Source organism: Bacillus cereus group sp. MYBK79-1 (assembly GCF_051915365.1).
Classification (GTDB): domain Bacteria; phylum Bacillota; class Bacilli; order Bacillales; family Bacillaceae_G; genus Bacillus_A.
In genome coordinates this window covers 1-17,029 of the sequence record NZ_JBQAEO010000019.1, presented here as the reverse complement: position 1 = coordinate 17,029, position 17,029 = coordinate 1, and the positions used below count along the sequence as shown (strand labels likewise).

The window sequence follows — 17,029 nt, the reverse complement described above, 5'->3', positions numbered from 1 at the left end:
ACATGTTATTCCATGAGACTTTTATATAATTTCTTATAGGCAAGAGCTGATTTCTCCCAGCTATAATCTTCAGTCATCGCTTGTTTTACAAGTTGCTCCCATACTGGTTTATCATGATAAAATTCAATTGCACGAAGAACCGTGTGCAACATGTCATGTGCATTAAAGTTCGTGAAACTGAAACCATTTCCTTCTCCAGTTTCTTCGTCATAAGATTGTACAGTATCATTTAATCCGCCTGTCTCTCTTACAATCGGAATCGTACCGTACGCTAATGCGATAAGTTGTCCAAGTCCACACGGTTCAAATAGTGATGGCATTAAGAATAAATCACTTCCCGCATATACTTGGTGAGCTAATTCTTCATTAAAGCCGATATACACTTTTACCTTCTCAGGATACTCGTATGCCATCCACTCAAAGAATTGTTCATATTCAGAATCACCTGATCCTAAAATAATACATTGCACATCTTCCTCCATTATTTCGCGGAATACAGTACGTACTAAATCAAGACCTTTTTGCTTCGTTAATCTCGTTACCATCGAAATAATTGGTGTATCTTCTTTTTCTGGCAAACCAAAATAACGCTGCAATGCGCGTTTATTTTCATTCTTTTCCTCTAATGACTCTGCATCATATTGAGCAGTAATATACGAATCCGTTTCTGGATTATATACGCTCGTATCAATTCCATTTACGATGCCGCTAAGCTTACCATTATGTTTTCGTAACAACCCATCTAACTTCTCACCGAAAAACTCATATTGAATTTCCTCTTTGTATGTCGGGCTAACCGCTGTAATTCGATCAGAAGCGATAATCCCACCCTTCATAAAGTTCACATTTCCATAAAACTCTAGCTGCTCACTACGGAAATATTCATCACCAAGTTCTAACAAGTCGTACATCACTTCAGGAGGAAATACACCTTGGAACTGCAAGTTATGAATCGTATACACCGTTTTAATATGCTCATATAATGGGTTATCTTGATACTTTTCACGCAGTAAGAAATTCACCATAGCTGTATGCCAATCGTGGCTATGAAGAACATCCACTTCGAAATCAAGATGCGGAATACACTCTAAAACCGCTTTCGAGAAATAAGAAAAACGCTCTCCGTCATCATAATGACCATACAGAGAATCTCTCTTAAAATAATATTCATTATCTATTAAGTAATACGTAATCCCGTCCTGCTCACCTTTTAAAATTCCGCAATATTGATTTCTCCACCCAAGCGGGACGTTAATTACTTTATGTAACGTACATCCATCCCTTAATTTTTGCGGAATAAGACTATAATTTGGAAGTATAACGCGAACGTCCACGCCTAATTTTTTTAGCTCTTTTGGGAGCGCACCTGCTACATCAGCTAATCCTCCCGATTTAACAAATGGTACACATTCTGATACTGCAAATAAAATATTCACTTGTTGTCCCACTGCACGAAAAGCTTATACGACTTCCCTTGCAGCTTCCTCCCTTCGAGTTTTCATTTAAATGAATGCTTTAATCAGTGGAGGAAAAACCCCCACTGATTCTTTTAAGAATAACTATTAATCGTACTGTTTTGAACGCTTCCTTTTTCTACAACATATGGCTCATCGGCGTTTCCTTTTAATACAACACCGTCACCAATTTTCACGTCTTTATCAATAATAACACCGTCTATTATACAGTTATCTCCAATTTTGCTCTTTTGCATAATAATGCTATTACGAACAATGGAACCTTTTCCAATTTTAACAGAACGGGAGACAACACTATTTTCTACTTCACCTTCGATAATACTGCCGTTTGCAATCATTGTGTTTTTCACGGCTGCACCCTTCAGGTAACGAGTTGGTGGTTCATCTTTTACTTTCGTAAAGATTGGTGCTTCTTTCTTAAATAATTGCTTCCAAATAGCAGGCTGCAAAATTTCTAAGCTATGTTTATAGTAACTTTCAATCGAATCGATAATAGCTACATATCCTGTATGCTCATACGTAGCAATATGCAGTGATTTTCCGCGCTTTTCTCTCACTACATCAAATAAACTGTATTGCTCCACATCTTTATATGTCTCAAATAAATCTAACAATAATTGTTTCTTTAACACGTATGTTTGAAGCGAAACCCCTTCATGGCAAACTTCAGTAATATCAGCTGCCGTATGTACATGTCGCTCTAACACTGCTTGAAAATTTAATGCTGTTACGAGATGGCTATTCGTAATAACAACGTACTCTTCTCTAGCTCTTAAAAAATAATCAATATGTCTTCTAAAATGTGCAAAAGACCCAAATTCATCTTGATCACATTGGCAATTTGGCGGGAATAAAAACAGTCCGTCTCTTTTTCTATCTAAATCCCACTGTTTTCCTGAACCGACATGGTCCATTAGTGAACGGTTTTTATGACTTGTAAAAACCGCTACACTATGAATATTAGAATTCACCATATTTGAAAGCATGAAATCAATGAGTCGATAACGGCCCCCAAACGGTAATGCCGCTAATGAACGATGCCCTGTTACTTTCTTTAAGGAAGGAAAACTTCCCGTTGCATTAATAATTCCTAACATTTTTTCTCCCATTCATTCCATCCCCCTTTTCTATTTCCCTTCAGCAATTAGTACTACATCGTCGACATTTTTTTCTGGACGAATAATTGTTCCATCTTCAATAACCATTTCCGATCCAACGATCGCTCTTTCAATCACAACATTTTTACCAATCTTCGCTCCTGGCATAACGACAGAATCAATAACCATACTACCTTCTTCCACCGTCACCCCTTGGAATAACACAGAATGCTTCACGTCCCCTTCAATGACGCATCCTTCGTTAATAAGTGATTCTTCTACTTTTGCCTTTTCTGCAATATATTGAGGTGGCTCATTTGGATTCACAGAATAAATACGCCAATTACGATCGTTTAAATTCAGCGATGTTTCATCGCGAAGTAAATCCATATTCGCTTCCCATAAGCTTTTCACCGTTCCAACATCTTTCCAATATCCTTCAAATGGATACGCCATTAGCTTCTTACCTTCATCTAATAAAAGCGGAAGTACATCTTTTCCGAAATCATTACTAGATTCAGGATTTCTTGCATCCATCTCTAAATACTCTTTCAAAATTGCCCAGTTAAAAATATAAATTCCCATTGACGCAAGATTACTTCTTGGAAATTGCGGTTTCTCTTCAAATTCAACAATCTCCATCTCTTCGTTCGTATTCATAATGCCAAAGCGGCTCGCTTCATCCCAAGGTACTTCAATAACAGAAATCGAAACGTCCGCTTCTTTTTCAATATGGTAATCTAGCATTTTACTGTAATCCATTTTATAAATATGGTCGCCAGATAAAATTAGAACGTACTCTGGTTCGTACTGACTTAAATAGTTTAAGTTTTGATAAATGGCACTTGCCGTACCTGTGTACCACTTCACCCCTGAAGACTCCGCATAAGGAGGTAACACTGTGACTCCACCGCTTACTCGGTCTAAATCCCACGCATTGCCGATTCCGATATAATTATGAAGTTCGAGTGGTTGATATTGCGTCAAAATCCCAACCGTTTCAATACCAGAATTCGCACAGTTACTTAGCGTAAAATCAATAATGCGATATTTACCACCAAATGGAACAGCTGGCTTGGCTAAATTTTTTGTTAATGCACTTAAACGACTACCTTTTCCCCCTGCTAGTAACATTGCTACGCACTTTTGTTTTTGAGCCATCTTGTTTTTTGCTCCCCTTTCTCGTCTTCACTGGTCGTAATATGGATACGCCAAATGGTGGAATTGTAATTTCTACATGTGCCGCTTGATTATGATACGGTTCTGGAATCGTCTTGAGACGTTTCTTATTCACTTGCCCTGATCCGCCATATTGCTCAGCATCACTGTTTAAAATCTCGTTATAATACTCGAAATCTGGCAAACCTACTTTATAGTTTTCATATGTAGCTTTCGTAAAATTACATACGACAACTAACGCATCTTCTTGTTTATCTCCTTGGCGAATAAACGAGAAAATACTTTGCTCATGATTATTAGCATCTATCCACTGAAATCCTTCAGGTGAATGATCAAGCTGCCAAAGTGGTTTGGAGCGCTTATACAATGCTATGAGCTCTTTAAAGTAATCATGCATATAACGATGCATTTCAAAATCATGTAAATTCCAATCTAAATCTTCAAGGTCTTTCCACTCATCAAACTGCCCGAATTCTCCACCCATAAAGAGTAGTTTCTTACCTGGGTGAGTAAAGAAATATCCATATAATAAACGAAGTTGAGCAAACTTATCCCAGTAATCTCCTGGCATTTTATTTAATAACGACTTTTTCCCATGAACGACTTCATCATGAGAAAGCGGTAATATGAAATTTTCAGAGTAAGCATATATTAAAGAGAACGTCATTTTCTCATGAATATACTTCCTATGCTCAGGCGCACACTCCATATATTTCAGCACATCATTCATCCAGCCCATATTCCATTTGTAATTGAACCCAAGCCCACCTTCATACGTTGGAGCTGTTACAAGTGGCCAAGCTGTTGAATCTTCTGCTGTCATAAGAAAATCTTCATCTTCTGCAAACACTGCTTCATTTAACTCTCGTAAAAACGAAACAGCGTGCTCATTACTTTGCTCTTGTCCTTCTTTATTCCAGTACAGCATGTTCGCAACTGCGTCCACTCTGAAACCATCAATGTGGAAATACTTCATCCAAAATAACGCATTTGAAATTAAGAAATTACGTACCTCCCTCTTGCCTAAATCAAAATTGACAGTTCCCCATACCAGATTTTCTTGTACATCTATATCTTTATATTCATAAGTCGGTGTCCCATCAAACAAATATAAACCGTGAGCATCTTTACAAAAATGCCCCGGCACCCAATCTAAAATGACACCGATTCCATATTTATGACATTCATCGACAAAATACATCAAATCATGTGGCGTGCCGAATCTACTTGTCGCTGCATAATATCCCGTTCCTTGATATCCCCAAGAACGATCATATGGATGCTCAACAAGCGGCATAATTTCAATATGTGTAAATTGATGCTCCACCACATACGGAATGAGCTCTTCGGCCATTTCTCTGTAAGAATACAGAGCGCCATCTTCTTTCTTTTTCCAAGAACCAAAATGTAATTCATAAACTGTCATCGCTTCTTTATAAATCGATTTTTTCTTTCTCTTACGAATCCAGTTTTTATCATTCCATTCATATCCCTCTATATCAAAAACTACAGATGCCGTATTTGGTCTTACTTCTGCATATACTGCGTAAGGATCTGCTTTTAAAATCACGTCACCGTCCATCGTTTCAATCGCATACTTATATATCTCATTCTCTTCAATATGCGGTACAAACAAGGACCAAATCCCCTCTTCTGTCACTTGTAGCATCTTATGTTGCTCATAATCCCATTCATTAAAATCTCCAACAACACTCATTGCTTTCGCATGAGGAGCCCATACTGTGAATCGTACACCTCGCATCCCATCTTCCGTCACAATATGTGCCCCAAAGATGTTATAACTGTCATAGTACTTTTCTGTATGAAACTCATCTCGTTTCACTTCTTCACAATTTATTACATCCAATATGTTCACCTCACTAAGATGACAGAAATTTTTTACTCTTTATCATTTCTGCGAAAAACTGAAATATCCTTGTTATTTTTTAAAAAATATTCGTTTTTTTCTTTAATTTCGCTTAAAATATTCAAATTTACTGTGTAAAATATCGAATTTTGACGAATATTCATTGCAAACGCTTTATTTCCTACTAGTCTTTCATCCTATTATTTATTTCTCAACCTTTATTTCATTAGATTTATCCTATTTTACTCGCTAGTTATCACTTAAAATCGTAACAAAATAATCTGTCATAAAAAATGTTTCTCAACATTTTTTTGTCACAATTTTATTGAAATGGAAAATTCATAAGCATATACTTGTTCTCAATAAAGAACGTCAAACTCTCGCAAATATAATTCATACTGAAATACTATGTTTACTCTATCCATACTCCAGGCGAAGGTTTGATAAAAAATTAAATTAGGGGGCTTTCTTATGTCATTAAAACAAAAGGTTGGAATGGGAGTTGTCACAGCTTCACTTGGCTTATCCCTTACATTTGGCGGTGTATTCGCCTATTTCAGTGATTCTGAAACATCTAGTAACTCATTTCAAGCTGGTACACTAGACCTTTCTATTAACCCAAGTGTAATTGTTAATGTGAAAGATTTAAAACCAGGCGATTTGATTGAAAGAAATTTCAAGCTTGAAAACAAGGGGACATTAGATATTGCAAAAGTAGCACTTGAAACATCCTATGACGTTACAGATGCAAAGCAAAATAATGATGGTGAAGATTTAGGCGATCACATCATCGTCAAATTTTTAGTGAATGATGGCAAGCCATCTAACCCTAACGATGATCATGAAATTTTGTGGGAAACAAAACTATCAGAATTAAAAACTATGAAGCCTGAAGATGTAGCTACTTCTCTAGAACGTCATAACTTAATAGATGGTATTAAATCCGGTGAAACAGATTATTTACACGTACTCTTCTCTTTTGAAGACAACGACCAAGATCAAAATAAATTCCAGGGTGATTCCTTACAGCTAAACTGGACATTCCATGCAGAGCAAACACCAGGCGTGGAGAAATAAAGTGAAACTTTAATCAGTGGGGGTTTTCTTCATCCCCCACCGATTATTAGTTGAACCAATCGGACTTTTATGGGCAGTTGATCCCCCACCTAACTTCTTTGCTTCCCCTGAATTTTGAGGTGGGGGTCTTACTGCCCATTAAAGCGGGATAATTTTTAAAATATAAATTATCGGAGGCCTATACATGAAAAAGAAAAATCGTTTTGTTACCGGAATTGTGACGGCTGGCGTTCTATTTTCAACTGCCCTTCCGTTCAATGTACTTGCTGAAAACCCTATTAACCAAATTGACTCTTCAAACGCCCAGTCTTTACTATCAAAACTTTCTAAAGAACAGCGCCAGGCATTACAAACGTTAGATGCCAACCCTGGTTTTACTATCTCGCCAGATATTAATACGAGTAGTTCTGAACCAGTAAATATCATTGTAGAATTTCAAACTGCTCCAGTAAAGATTAATGAATTAAAACAAAAGGAAAAAGGGTTACAAGCTGCTCCTGAAAATATAAAAGCACGTATTGATCAAGAACATGCGGAATTCCAAAAAGGATTAAAACGCCTTTATCAATTCAGCCCATCAGTAAAATCAGGGAATTTCCAGTCTGTACAAATTAAACGTTCTTATAAGCACGCTATAAATGGCGTTGCACTGACATTACCGGCAAATACAGTTGAAGAATTGTTACGAATTGGCGTTGTAAAACGTATTTGGAAAGATTACGAAGTGAAATTAAATTTACCAAAACAAGCAGAGCAGAAAGCACCTCAAAAACTAACCGATAGCATCCCGCAAATTGGGGTAGATAAGTTACATAGCGAGGGCATTACCGGAAAAGGAATTAAAGTCGGTGTATTAGACACAGGCATTGATTACAATCACCCTGACTTAAAAGACGTGTATAAAGGCTATCGCGCAAAAACAGGTGAGGATTCTAGTAAGGTAGACCCAAATTCCGTAAAAGGTTGGGATTTTATTAATAACGATGCAGATCCGATGGAAACAACTTATGCAGAGTGGCAACAATCTGGTGCTCCTGAATTCGATGATCGTGGTTCTTCCTTCTATACTGCGCATGGTACTCACGTAGCAGGTATCGTTTCTGCTCAAAAGAAAAACAAATCAGATTCCGCAGTAAAAGGTGTTGCACCTGATATTGAACTGTATAACTATCGTGTACTCGGCCCTTACGGAAGCGGCGATAGTTCAGGTATTATCGCTGCAATCGATAAATCTATTTCTGACGGTATGAACGTTATTAACTTATCGCTAGGTGATGATAGTAACAATCCGCTTGATCCAACATCTATTGCTGTCAATAACGCGATGCTTTCGGGCGTTGTTACAGTCGTTGCTGCTGGAAACTCTGGCCCAAATCCAGCGACACTTGGATCACCAGGCGCTTCTCCATTTGCTATTACAGTTGGAGCAAGTGATAGCTCTATTTCCTTACCTAAGCTATCAGGTCATGCTGGACAATTACAATTCCCTAATCTCATTTTATTTGGCAAAAACTTCATTGATAAAATAGAAGATTTCAAAGGACAATCTCTCCCTATTGAATCTGTAGGAATCGGTACTCCTGACGAGTTTAGTAAAAAAGATGTAAAAGGAAAAATTGCTCTCGTTGCACGTGGTACAATCTCATTTGATGAAAAAATCGCAAATGCGAAACAAGCTGGTGCAAAGGCAGTTATTATTTATAACAATGTGGATGGAGAAATTCCTTACTACATTGGTGAAAGCACAAAATACATTCCAGCATTCCGCCTAACGAAAGAAGATGGTGAAAAACTAAAAGCTCAAATCGAACAAGATAACAACTCCTTTACTTTTGGCGAAATTAGTTATATTCAAACAGAAGGCGACCATCTTGCAGACTTTAGCTCACGCGGCCCCGTTACATCAAATGATGATATTAAACCTGATATTACAGCGCCTGGTGTTGCTGTACTTTCAACAGTACCTGAATATATTAACGACCCACAAGAGGGCGAAAACTACGATGTTTCCTATGAACGTATGCAAGGAACATCCATGGCATCTCCTCATATCGCTGGCGTTGCTGCTCTTATTTTGCAAGAACACCCAGAATACTCTCCGTTTGATGTGAAAGCATCTCTTATGAACACGGCTGACGATTTAAAAGAAAAGTATTCTGTATATGAAGTTGGAGCCGGGCGAGTAGATGCGTACAACGCCGTTCATACAGAAGCAAGCTTTAAAGTATTAGATACGACAAAAACTGTTGTGAATAATGAAGTAATTGAAGTACCAGAGGAAACTGGATCTATTGCATTCGGTAAGTTTTATCAAAAAGACGGTGAAGCTCTTGAACAAAAACGAAATATAAAAGTGGCCAACCATAATAAACAAGAGAAAAAAGAATTTAAAACAGAAATTTCTTATACACCAGCTTCTTCTACTATTAACGATGCTACCGCAAATGGTGTAAAAGTTTCTATTGCAGAAACAATTACTCTTGATGCTGGAAAGTCAGATGAAATCGAAGCAAAAATTAATGTTCCAGCCGGTGTGAAACAAGGCCGATATGAAGGATATATCCATATTACGAACACGAAAAATAAAGAAGAAACATATCAAATTCCGTTCTCTATTCGCGTATCAGAGCCCGGTATTGAAAATGCGATACTATCAAGAAAAGCAATTTCAACTGATACATCTAAATTTAATCCATACGGTGAATCATATGTTCACGGAGCGTTCCAATTAAACAGCGAACTTGAAACGTTAGATCTTATCGTGAAAGACTCAAAAACAAATAAAGCGCTCGGCTTCATCGGGACATTAAACACAAGTGGACTAAAAACGGATGTGTATTACTACTTAGATTCATTCTTTAACGGAAAAGTATATCCTTTTACAAATGATCCTGCAAAACCAATTGGTGATGAGAAAATCAACTTACCAGAAGGAGACTACACAATTGAGTTTGTCGGCTATGATAAAGCTGGAAAAGCACGTGTAAAAGGTGATTATGTCGTAATTGATAATACACCACCGGAAGTGAAATTAACTGGATTACAACCTGGTATTTATGAATTAAATGAAGAGAATTATACAGTAGAAGATGGTAAAAAGGCATTATGGATTAAAGGTAATGTATACGATTCAAACGTTGACTACTTAAAAGGAAAAGGATTAAACATTACGCAAGAAGCGAACGGGGTTATGTACTATGACTATTCCCCATACTTGCATAAGTTTTTACCTATTAATGCAAATGGTGACTTTAAAGTTGGCATTACTCCTGAATCCTTTAAAGTGGAAGGTCCGATGAACACAGGTGTATATATTTTCGATTATGCGACTGCAGCTCTTGATTATCCAAGCGGTGTAAATAACTATTGGTTTATCCCGCAAGGAGCTCAATATGCGAAAACGAGCTATGATAAAAAAGAAGTATACAAAAATGATGAACTTACTGTAACACTAAACGCGAAACACGTAAAACAGTTTGTTTCTGGGGAATTTAACGTGAAATTCCTAGAGAAGAACTTCAAATTTGCAAATGCGAAATTCAATCCTGCTTTTGAAAAACTCCTTTCTGAAAAAGGTGTAACCGCAAAAGTGAACGCACCTAAATTAGAAGAAGGTTCTGTTACAGTTGGCGGAGCTATCGATGACAAAAACTTCGCTGGATTAGATGGTGATTTCCCATTCATTGATGTAACGTTCAAAGTAGAAAATGATGAGTTTTATGAAGCAAACGCCCAGTTAGATTTACCAGTGTTTGCTTACTGGAAGCAAGGGCAATCAGAGCCAAATAGAATGCGTGTCCTTCAAGATCAAACATTCTCAGTTATGTCCTTAAACTCACTAGTAGAAGGCAATATTAAACCTGGTGCATTCGTAACTGAACGTGGCTATTTAGATGAAAAGTTCGATTATACAAAGCTTGGTGTAAAAGTATATGCAACTGATTCTTACCGTCATAAGTTTGAAGGCTCACTTGATAAATATGGTTACTTCAAACTGAATGGACTTCCTGTTAATAAACGCGACTACAACTTATATGTAGAAGTACCAGGGCACTTAACAAGCCGCCTAACTACGAAACTAGGTACTGAAAAAGATGGTAAACTACTCGGCCAATATTATTATGCACGCCCTGACGAAAACCTTGCTGGTGATGTAAATGGTGATAAAGTAATTGACATTAAAGATGCTGAAATTATCGCTAGCAACTACGGTAAAAAAGGACTCGCTGTAAAAGATGGTGACCTTAACAAAGATGGTATTGTCGACGAAAAAGATATTCGCTTCGTTGAAAAGAACTTCTTGAAAAAAGGTCCAGATGCAGCAAAATCACAAACACCTGTTGAAAAATCAAAAAGCGGTACACTTGCAGATATTTTAAAGAAATTAGGATTAACGCCTAAAAAATAATAATAAAGAGCACTCTATATAAAGTAGAGTGCTCTTTTTCTATAAACTACCCTTATCCAGCAAAAGGGGTATATTGGGGATATACAAGGGAAACCGGAAAAGGAATTTATATTAAATTATATAAAAACTCAGAGGTAGGAAGCAGTTTCCCGCCTCTGAATTATTTGGCAATGATTATAGTACTGGTGCCATTGTTTCTTTTAATACTTTTACAGAATGAGCGAATTTCGCTTTTTCTTCTTCATTTAGCTCAAGTTCTACGATTTCACGTACACCTTCGCGGTTAATTACAGCTGGAACACCTACGTAAGCATCTTTCTCACCATATTGACCTTCAAGGTATGCAGATACAGTTAATACGCTGTTCTCGTTGCTTAAGATCGCTTTAGTTACACGAAGTAGTGACATACCGATTCCGTAGTAAGTTGCGCCTTTACGTTCGATGATATGGTAAGCTGCATCACGTACATTTTCGAAGATTTTATCTAAGTCTTCTTGTTTGTACTGTTCGTTGTTAGCTAAAATTGTTTCTAGTTTTTGTACACCTACAGTAGCGTGGCTCCACACTGGAAGTTCAGTGTCACCGTGCTCACCAACGATGTAAGCATGAACGTTACGTGGATCTACATCTAAGTAGTCACCTAACATGTAACGGAAACGAGCAGAGTCTAAAGTAGTACCAGAACCAATTACGCGCTCTTTTGGTAAACCAGATTCTTTCCAAGTTACGTAAGTTAAAATATCAACTGGGTTTGTTGCGATTAAGAAGATTCCATCGAATCCGCTATCCATAATACCGCGAACGATTTGTTTAAAGATTTTTGTATTTTTCTCAACTAAGTCTAAACGAGTTTCGCCTGGCTTTTGTGGTAATCCAGCAGTGATAACAACTAAATCTGCATCTTTACAATCTGCATAACTACCGCTCCAAACTTTTGTTGCTGCTGGAGAGAATGGTACCGCATGGCTTAAGTCCATTGCTTCTCCTTCTGCTTTTGCTTCATTAACATCTACTAATACGAATTCTTCAGCTACACCTTGGTTGATCATTGAGTAAGCGTAACTACAACCTACAGCTCCTGTTCCTACTAATACTACGCGATTGATACCTTTTTTCATGTTAATTTCCCCTCTCTATTGTTCACATATATTTTTTTATGATTGTTTAAGTAATTAATTAAAATACTAATTTAATGTTGTTTAACTTCTTTACATTCATATTGTAGCACGTATCATTGTGAATTACTTCACAAATTATGACCTAATTGTGAACTTTTTCACATAGAGTGTAAAGTTATTAAATCAAGTATGAAATCAATCTCAATGAAGGCGTTTTCTTTAGATTGTGAATAAAAAGAATGTGATTTGATTATTCCCTACAACTAAATTCAATTTCTATACACATTATCCCCTTATAAGCTGGACGTCAGTTGACCTATATAGAATACGGTGAAATAAATGAATTAGCCTATACTTTATCACCTCCCTTTTACCCATTACTACATATTAAAAAATATCCGTTAAAATTACACGTTCTTTTCTAGTAATAAACCATCCAATATAAGTGATAGGCTATGCAAAGCTTTAGACAACTGCATCTCTGCATCTTCAGAATTCGCAATCCAACAAGCAAGGTCCACTAGTCCGCCATTTATGAATCTTGCTAAAGCTTCACAGTCCGTTTTTTCAATAATAGAGTCCTTCATTAATTGTTGAAGTATCTCCGCCATTGTCGTTAAACATTGCGACTGTGATGATTGATAATAACTATTTCCTAATACTGCTGGTGCATCTCGAAGTACGATTCGCTGAATTTCTGGATTAAGTGCCATTGTTAAATACGCACGACAACGCCCAACAAATCCTTCCCATTTTCCTTCGGCCTCATCTGATACTTCCCCTAATTTATTATCCATTTCCATGTCAATTTCTTTTACAACCGCTTCTAACAATCCTTTTTTATCACCAAAATGATGATAAATTGCACCACGTGTTAAACCGACAGATGCTGTAAAATCATCCATAGACGTGTTTACATATCCAACTGTACCAAAAGCCTCTCTTGCTGCACTCAGCAATTTAGCACGTGTTTCAGTAATCATTTCTGCTCTCGTTTTTTTAACCATCTTTTCCTCCTATTTCTATTCATTCTCTTTATTCAAAATAAATCGCATTATAGTATCGTTCTCTATGTAAAAGAATAACTCCTTTGAACGTCAGCTCTCTATCCAGAGATAAAACATTTCAATTGACATACGCACCGTATGTTAATATGATATTGGCATACGGTGCGTATGTCAATTATTTCTAGCCTACAAGATAATATAACGTCTTACCCATACCTACATTGACTCACTGTCCCTTTTTATAGAAGGTATTAATGAAACAGAGGAGGAGTTAAAAGAATGAAGAATGTATATGTAAACGTCAAATACTTTGGTGATTATTATGTTTAATTCCTACCGTGAAATTTTCAGTGCTCCTGGTACAAAAGGATTCTCATTAGCAGGATTTATAGCTCGGATGCCCATATCAATGATGGGCATTGGTATTGTTACAATGTTATCTCAGTTACGTGGTGACTATTGGCTTGCTGGAGCTGTTGCAGCCACCTTTACATTATCATCCGCTTTACTAGCTCCTCATATTTCTCGGATGGCCGATCAATTAGGGCAATCTCGCATACTTCTTCCGACTACAGGTATCAGTGTTTTCTTTACAATCCTCTTACTTCTATGTACGAAATATGAAGCTCCTTATTGGACGCTATTTCTATCCGCCTTATGTGCAGGTTGTATGCCCAACATGTCAGCCATGGTGCGTGCACGTTGGACTAAACTATACCGTGGATCCCATAAATTGCATACAGCATTTTCCTTCGAATCGGTCGTCGACGAAATTTGCTTCATAATTGGTCCTGTATTATCTGTCAGTTTAAGTGTTATGTTCTTCCCAGAAGCAGGCCCACTTTTATCATCTGTTTTTCTCACAATTGGGGTATGCCTATTCACCATGCAAAAAAGCACAGAACCGCCTGTACACCCTCACGACATTACAAACAAAGGAACAGTGTTTAAAATTGGTTCTGTACGAGTACTAGTATTCACACTCATTGCCATAGGTACTATATTTGGCACAATAGATGTCGTTAGTGTAGCTTTTGCTGAACATCAAGGAAACACGGTAGCTGCTAGCTTTGTGCTTTCTGTCTATGCAATCGGTTCATGCCTTGCAGGTCTAATTTTCGGTACTCTTAAACTCAATACTCCACCCTATAATCAGTTTTTAATAGCAGTCACACTTTCCATGATAACAATGCTGCCACTAGTTTTCGTAAACACTATTCCTTGGCTAGTAGTTATTGTTTTCTTTGCAGGGTTATCTGTCGCTCCTACTATGATTATTACTATGGGTCTTGTGGAAAAAATCGTACCTGAGTCAAAAATAACCGAAGGAATGACTTGGGCAATTACAGGACTTGGTATTGGAGTCTCCCTAGGATCAGCGCTAGCTGGTTTAGTTATTGATAACTTTGGAGCTCGGGCAGGATTTAGTGTGGCTATTATAGCAGGAGGCCTTGCCTTAACTATTGCACTTTTAGGATACAAAACTCTCCACTCCGCATATAGTCATGCTGTTATGAAACCGGATGAACATTCAGCAGAGAGTTAAAACATATAAAAAGTAGGATTACCTTTTCATACTCCATCGCTCTCTCCTTTCTATTAGTTAGACGATTCAAATAGAAAAAAGTATACAAGAAATCCATAAAAAAAGCAGACTATTCAAAGTCCGCTTTTACACAACAAAAAAGAGATAGCAGATTATGCTATCTCTTTTAGTATGACCCGTACGGGATTCGAACCCGTGTTACCGCCGTGAAAGGGCGGTGTCTTAACCACTTGACCAACGGGCCAGTTCTGGCAGAGAAGAAGGGATTCGAACCCTCGCACCGCGTTCGCGATCTACTCCCTTAGCAGGGGAGCCCCTTGAGCCACTTGGGTACTTCTCTATAATATGGCTCCGCAGGTAGGACTCGAACCTACGACCGATCGGTTAACAGCCGATAGCTCTACCACTGAGCTACTGCGGAACAATTATGGTGGGCCTAAATGGACTCGAACCATCGACCTCACGCTTATCAGGCGTGCGCTCTAACCAGCTGAGCTATAGGCCCATAATTGAAAAGCGGGTGAAGAGAATCGAACTCTCGACCAGAGCTTGGAAGGCTCTTGTTTTACCACTAAACTACACCCGCATTAAATTGTAAATGGTGAGCCATGAAGGATTCGAACCTTCGACCCTCTGATTAAAAGTCAGATGCTCTACCAACTGAGCTAATGGCTCATTTTGAAAGTGGTGCCGACTAGAGGACTTGAACCCCCAACCTACTGATTACAAGTCAGTTGCTCTACCAATTGAGCTAAGTCGGCTTGCGACTTCAAAATGGTGGCTCGGGACGGAATCGAACCGCCGACACGAGGATTTTCAGTCCTCTGCTCTACCGACTGAGCTACCGAGCCTTTATGTAAAAAAATGGCGGTCCCGACCGGGGTCGAACCGGCGATCTCCTGCGTGACAGGCAGGCATGTTAACCACTACACCACGGGACCATTTGGTTGCGGGGACAGGATTTGAACCTGCGACCTTCGGGTTATGAGCCCGACGAGCTACCGTGCTGCTCCACCCCGCGATGATAAAATATTTAATTTAGAAAAAATGGAGGAGGTAGAGGGATTCGAACCCCCGCGCGACTCTCGCCGCCTGTCGGTTTTCAAGACCGATCCCTTCAGCCGAACTTGGGTATACCTCCGAGATATAAACCTTTAGTGGTGGACCTTGTAGGACTCGAACCTACGACCGGACGGTTATGAGCCGTCTGCTCTAACCAGCTGAGCTAAAGGTCCTTTATGGTAGCGGCGGAGGGGATCGAACCCCCGACCTCACGGGTATGAACCGTACGCTCTAGCCAGCTGAGCTACACCGCCATAAATGAAATTAAAATAAGTGGAGCCTAGCGGGATCGAACCGCTGACCTCCTGCGTGCAAGGCAGGCGCTCTCCCAGCTGAGCTAAGGCCCCATGTTTTTGGAAAATCGGGAAGACAGGATTTGAACCTGCGACCCCCTGGTCCCAAACCAGGTGCTCTACCAAGCTGAGCCACTTCCCGTTAATAAAAGCGCGCCCGAGAGGAGTCGAACCCCTAACCTCTTGATCCGTAGTCAAACGCTCTATCCAATTGAGCTACGGGCGCATATGGTGCCGAGGGCGGGGGTCGAACCCGCACGGTGGTCACCCACCGCAGGATTTTAAGTCCTGTGCGTCTGCCTGTTCCGCCACCCCGGCATGTCATATTGAAAATTGGAGCGGAAGACGGGATTCGAACCCGCGACCCCAACCTTGGCAAGGTTGTATTCTACCACTGAACTACTTCCGCAAGACATGTATGAGTTATTTTATTAAAAGTGCGGGTGAAGGGAGTCGAACCCCCACGCCAAAGGCGCTAGATCCTAAGTCTAGTGCGTCTGCCAATTCCGCCACACCCGCATATTAATGATTTAAAGAAAAAATGGGGCGACTGATGGGAATCGAACCCACGAATGCCGGAGCCACAATCCGGTGCGTTAACCACTTCGCCACAACCGCCATGATTTTCTGGTGCCGACTAGAGGACTTGAACCCCCAACCTACTGATTACAAGTCAGTTGCTCTACCAATTGAGCTAAGTCGGCTAAATGGTGGAGGATGACGGGATCGAACCGCCGACCCCCTGCTTGTAAGGCAGGTGCTCTCCCAGCTGAGCTAATCCTCCATTTGCCTGGCAACGTCCTACTCTCACAGGGACAAGGTCCCAACTACCATCGGCGCTAGAGAGCTTAACTTCCGTGTTCGGTATGGGAACGGGTGTGACCTCTCTGCCATCATTA

Annotated in this window: 9 protein-coding genes, 22 tRNA genes and 1 rRNA gene; 3 read left to right on the top strand and 29 right to left on the bottom strand. The window is 39.2% G+C overall.

Annotated features, from left to right (window positions below):
- Nucleotides 1–5: 5 nt before the first annotated feature.
- The 4 genes from glgA to glgB all read right to left on the bottom strand — a co-directional run bounded on the left by glgA (nucleotide 6) and on the right by glgB (nucleotide 5,618).
- On the bottom strand, nucleotides 6–1,436 hold the full coding sequence (gene glgA / locus ACTFOB_RS22580; RefSeq protein ID WP_151631727.1) for a glycogen synthase GlgA: 1,431 nt from the start codon (nucleotides 1,434–1,436) through the stop codon (nucleotides 6–8).
- A 113-nt stretch (nucleotides 1,437–1,549) separates the two neighbouring features.
- A complete protein-coding gene (glgD, locus tag ACTFOB_RS22575; protein ID WP_440029135.1) occupies nucleotides 1,550–2,584 on the bottom strand; it encodes a glucose-1-phosphate adenylyltransferase subunit GlgD in 1,035 nt (344 codons plus the stop codon).
- A gap of 18 nt (nucleotides 2,585–2,602) precedes the next feature.
- On the bottom strand, nucleotides 2,603–3,733 hold the full coding sequence (glgC, locus tag ACTFOB_RS22570; RefSeq protein ID WP_000057613.1) for a glucose-1-phosphate adenylyltransferase: 1,131 nt from the start codon (nucleotides 3,731–3,733) through the stop codon (nucleotides 2,603–2,605).
- Nucleotides 3,681–5,618 carry a 1,4-alpha-glucan branching protein GlgB gene (gene glgB, locus ACTFOB_RS22565; RefSeq protein WP_440029137.1) on the bottom strand — a complete coding sequence of 646 codons (1,938 nt, stop codon included), beginning with the start codon at nucleotides 5,616–5,618 and terminating at the stop codon, nucleotides 3,681–3,683. Before glgB ends, glgC begins: the two co-directional genes overlap by 53 nt.
- A 471-nt stretch (nucleotides 5,619–6,089) precedes the next feature.
- Here glgB and ACTFOB_RS22560 point away from each other — a divergent pair, with 471 nt between their 5' ends.
- The gene (locus tag ACTFOB_RS22560; RefSeq protein WP_440029139.1) at nucleotides 6,090–6,695 is read left to right on the top strand and encodes a TasA family protein; all 606 of its coding nucleotides are present in this window, start codon (nucleotides 6,090–6,092) and stop codon (nucleotides 6,693–6,695) included.
- Between the two features lie 184 nt (nucleotides 6,696–6,879).
- The gene (locus tag ACTFOB_RS22555; RefSeq protein ID WP_440029141.1) at nucleotides 6,880–11,103 is read left to right on the top strand and encodes a S8 family serine peptidase; all 4,224 of its coding nucleotides are present in this window, start codon (nucleotides 6,880–6,882) and stop codon (nucleotides 11,101–11,103) included.
- 174 nt (nucleotides 11,104–11,277) lie between these two features.
- Here ACTFOB_RS22555 and ACTFOB_RS22550 read toward each other — a convergent pair whose 3' ends face one another.
- On the bottom strand, nucleotides 11,278–12,222 hold the full coding sequence (locus ACTFOB_RS22550) for an L-lactate dehydrogenase (RefSeq protein ID WP_149177701.1): 945 nt from the start codon (nucleotides 12,220–12,222) through the stop codon (nucleotides 11,278–11,280).
- A 407-nt stretch (nucleotides 12,223–12,629) separates the two neighbouring features.
- Nucleotides 12,630–13,229 (bottom strand): TetR/AcrR family transcriptional regulator, encoded by a 600-nt coding sequence (locus tag ACTFOB_RS22545; protein WP_440029143.1) that lies wholly within the window; start codon nucleotides 13,227–13,229, stop codon nucleotides 12,630–12,632.
- 322 nt (nucleotides 13,230–13,551) lie between these two features.
- Here ACTFOB_RS22545 and ACTFOB_RS22540 point away from each other — a divergent pair, with 322 nt between their 5' ends.
- Nucleotides 13,552–14,775 carry an MFS transporter gene (locus ACTFOB_RS22540; RefSeq protein WP_440029144.1) on the top strand — a complete coding sequence of 408 codons (1,224 nt, stop codon included), beginning with the start codon at nucleotides 13,552–13,554 and terminating at the stop codon, nucleotides 14,773–14,775.
- A 172-nt stretch (nucleotides 14,776–14,947) separates the two neighbouring features.
- Here the strand turns inward: ACTFOB_RS22540 and ACTFOB_RS22535 are convergent.
- The 23 genes from ACTFOB_RS22535 to rrf all read right to left on the bottom strand — a co-directional run.
- A tRNA-Glu gene (locus ACTFOB_RS22535) sits at nucleotides 14,948–15,019 on the bottom strand.
- 5 nt (nucleotides 15,020–15,024) lie between these two features.
- Nucleotides 15,025–15,115: transfer RNA gene (locus tag ACTFOB_RS22530), tRNA-Ser, on the bottom strand.
- Between the two features lie 6 nt (nucleotides 15,116–15,121).
- Nucleotides 15,122–15,196: transfer RNA gene (locus ACTFOB_RS22525), tRNA-Asn, on the bottom strand.
- Between the two features lie 7 nt (nucleotides 15,197–15,203).
- Nucleotides 15,204–15,280: transfer RNA gene (locus ACTFOB_RS22520), tRNA-Ile, on the bottom strand.
- A gap of 10 nt (nucleotides 15,281–15,290) precedes the next feature.
- A tRNA-Gly gene (locus tag ACTFOB_RS22515) sits at nucleotides 15,291–15,361 on the bottom strand.
- A gap of 13 nt (nucleotides 15,362–15,374) precedes the next feature.
- Nucleotides 15,375–15,450: transfer RNA gene (locus ACTFOB_RS22510), tRNA-Lys, on the bottom strand.
- Between the two features lie 10 nt (nucleotides 15,451–15,460).
- A tRNA-Thr gene (locus ACTFOB_RS22505) sits at nucleotides 15,461–15,536 on the bottom strand.
- Between the two features lie 14 nt (nucleotides 15,537–15,550).
- Nucleotides 15,551–15,626, bottom strand: a tRNA-Phe gene (locus tag ACTFOB_RS22500).
- Between the two features lie 14 nt (nucleotides 15,627–15,640).
- Nucleotides 15,641–15,716, bottom strand: a tRNA-Asp gene (locus ACTFOB_RS22495).
- A gap of 3 nt (nucleotides 15,717–15,719) precedes the next feature.
- A tRNA-Met gene (locus ACTFOB_RS22490) sits at nucleotides 15,720–15,796 on the bottom strand.
- Nucleotides 15,797–15,823: 27 nt separating this feature from the next.
- Nucleotides 15,824–15,916, bottom strand: a tRNA-Ser gene (locus ACTFOB_RS22485).
- Between the two features lie 17 nt (nucleotides 15,917–15,933).
- A tRNA-Ile gene (locus ACTFOB_RS22480) sits at nucleotides 15,934–16,010 on the bottom strand.
- Nucleotides 16,011–16,014: 4 nt separating this feature from the next.
- A tRNA-Met gene (locus ACTFOB_RS22475) sits at nucleotides 16,015–16,091 on the bottom strand.
- A 20-nt stretch (nucleotides 16,092–16,111) separates the two neighbouring features.
- Nucleotides 16,112–16,184 (bottom strand) — tRNA-Ala (locus ACTFOB_RS22470).
- A gap of 14 nt (nucleotides 16,185–16,198) precedes the next feature.
- A tRNA-Pro gene (locus tag ACTFOB_RS22465) sits at nucleotides 16,199–16,272 on the bottom strand.
- A 10-nt stretch (nucleotides 16,273–16,282) separates the two neighbouring features.
- Nucleotides 16,283–16,356 (bottom strand) — tRNA-Arg (locus ACTFOB_RS22460).
- A 3-nt stretch (nucleotides 16,357–16,359) separates the two neighbouring features.
- Nucleotides 16,360–16,448 (bottom strand) — tRNA-Leu (locus ACTFOB_RS22455).
- A gap of 16 nt (nucleotides 16,449–16,464) precedes the next feature.
- Nucleotides 16,465–16,539: transfer RNA gene (locus ACTFOB_RS22450), tRNA-Gly, on the bottom strand.
- A 29-nt stretch (nucleotides 16,540–16,568) separates the two neighbouring features.
- Nucleotides 16,569–16,649: transfer RNA gene (locus ACTFOB_RS22445), tRNA-Leu, on the bottom strand.
- Nucleotides 16,650–16,672: 23 nt separating this feature from the next.
- Nucleotides 16,673–16,748: transfer RNA gene (locus tag ACTFOB_RS22440), tRNA-His, on the bottom strand.
- 10 nt (nucleotides 16,749–16,758) lie between these two features.
- Nucleotides 16,759–16,834: transfer RNA gene (locus tag ACTFOB_RS22435), tRNA-Thr, on the bottom strand.
- 4 nt (nucleotides 16,835–16,838) lie between these two features.
- Nucleotides 16,839–16,914 (bottom strand) — tRNA-Val (locus ACTFOB_RS22430).
- Between the two features lie 4 nt (nucleotides 16,915–16,918).
- A 5S ribosomal RNA gene (rrf, locus tag ACTFOB_RS22425) occupies nucleotides 16,919–17,029 on the bottom strand; the annotation flags it as partial.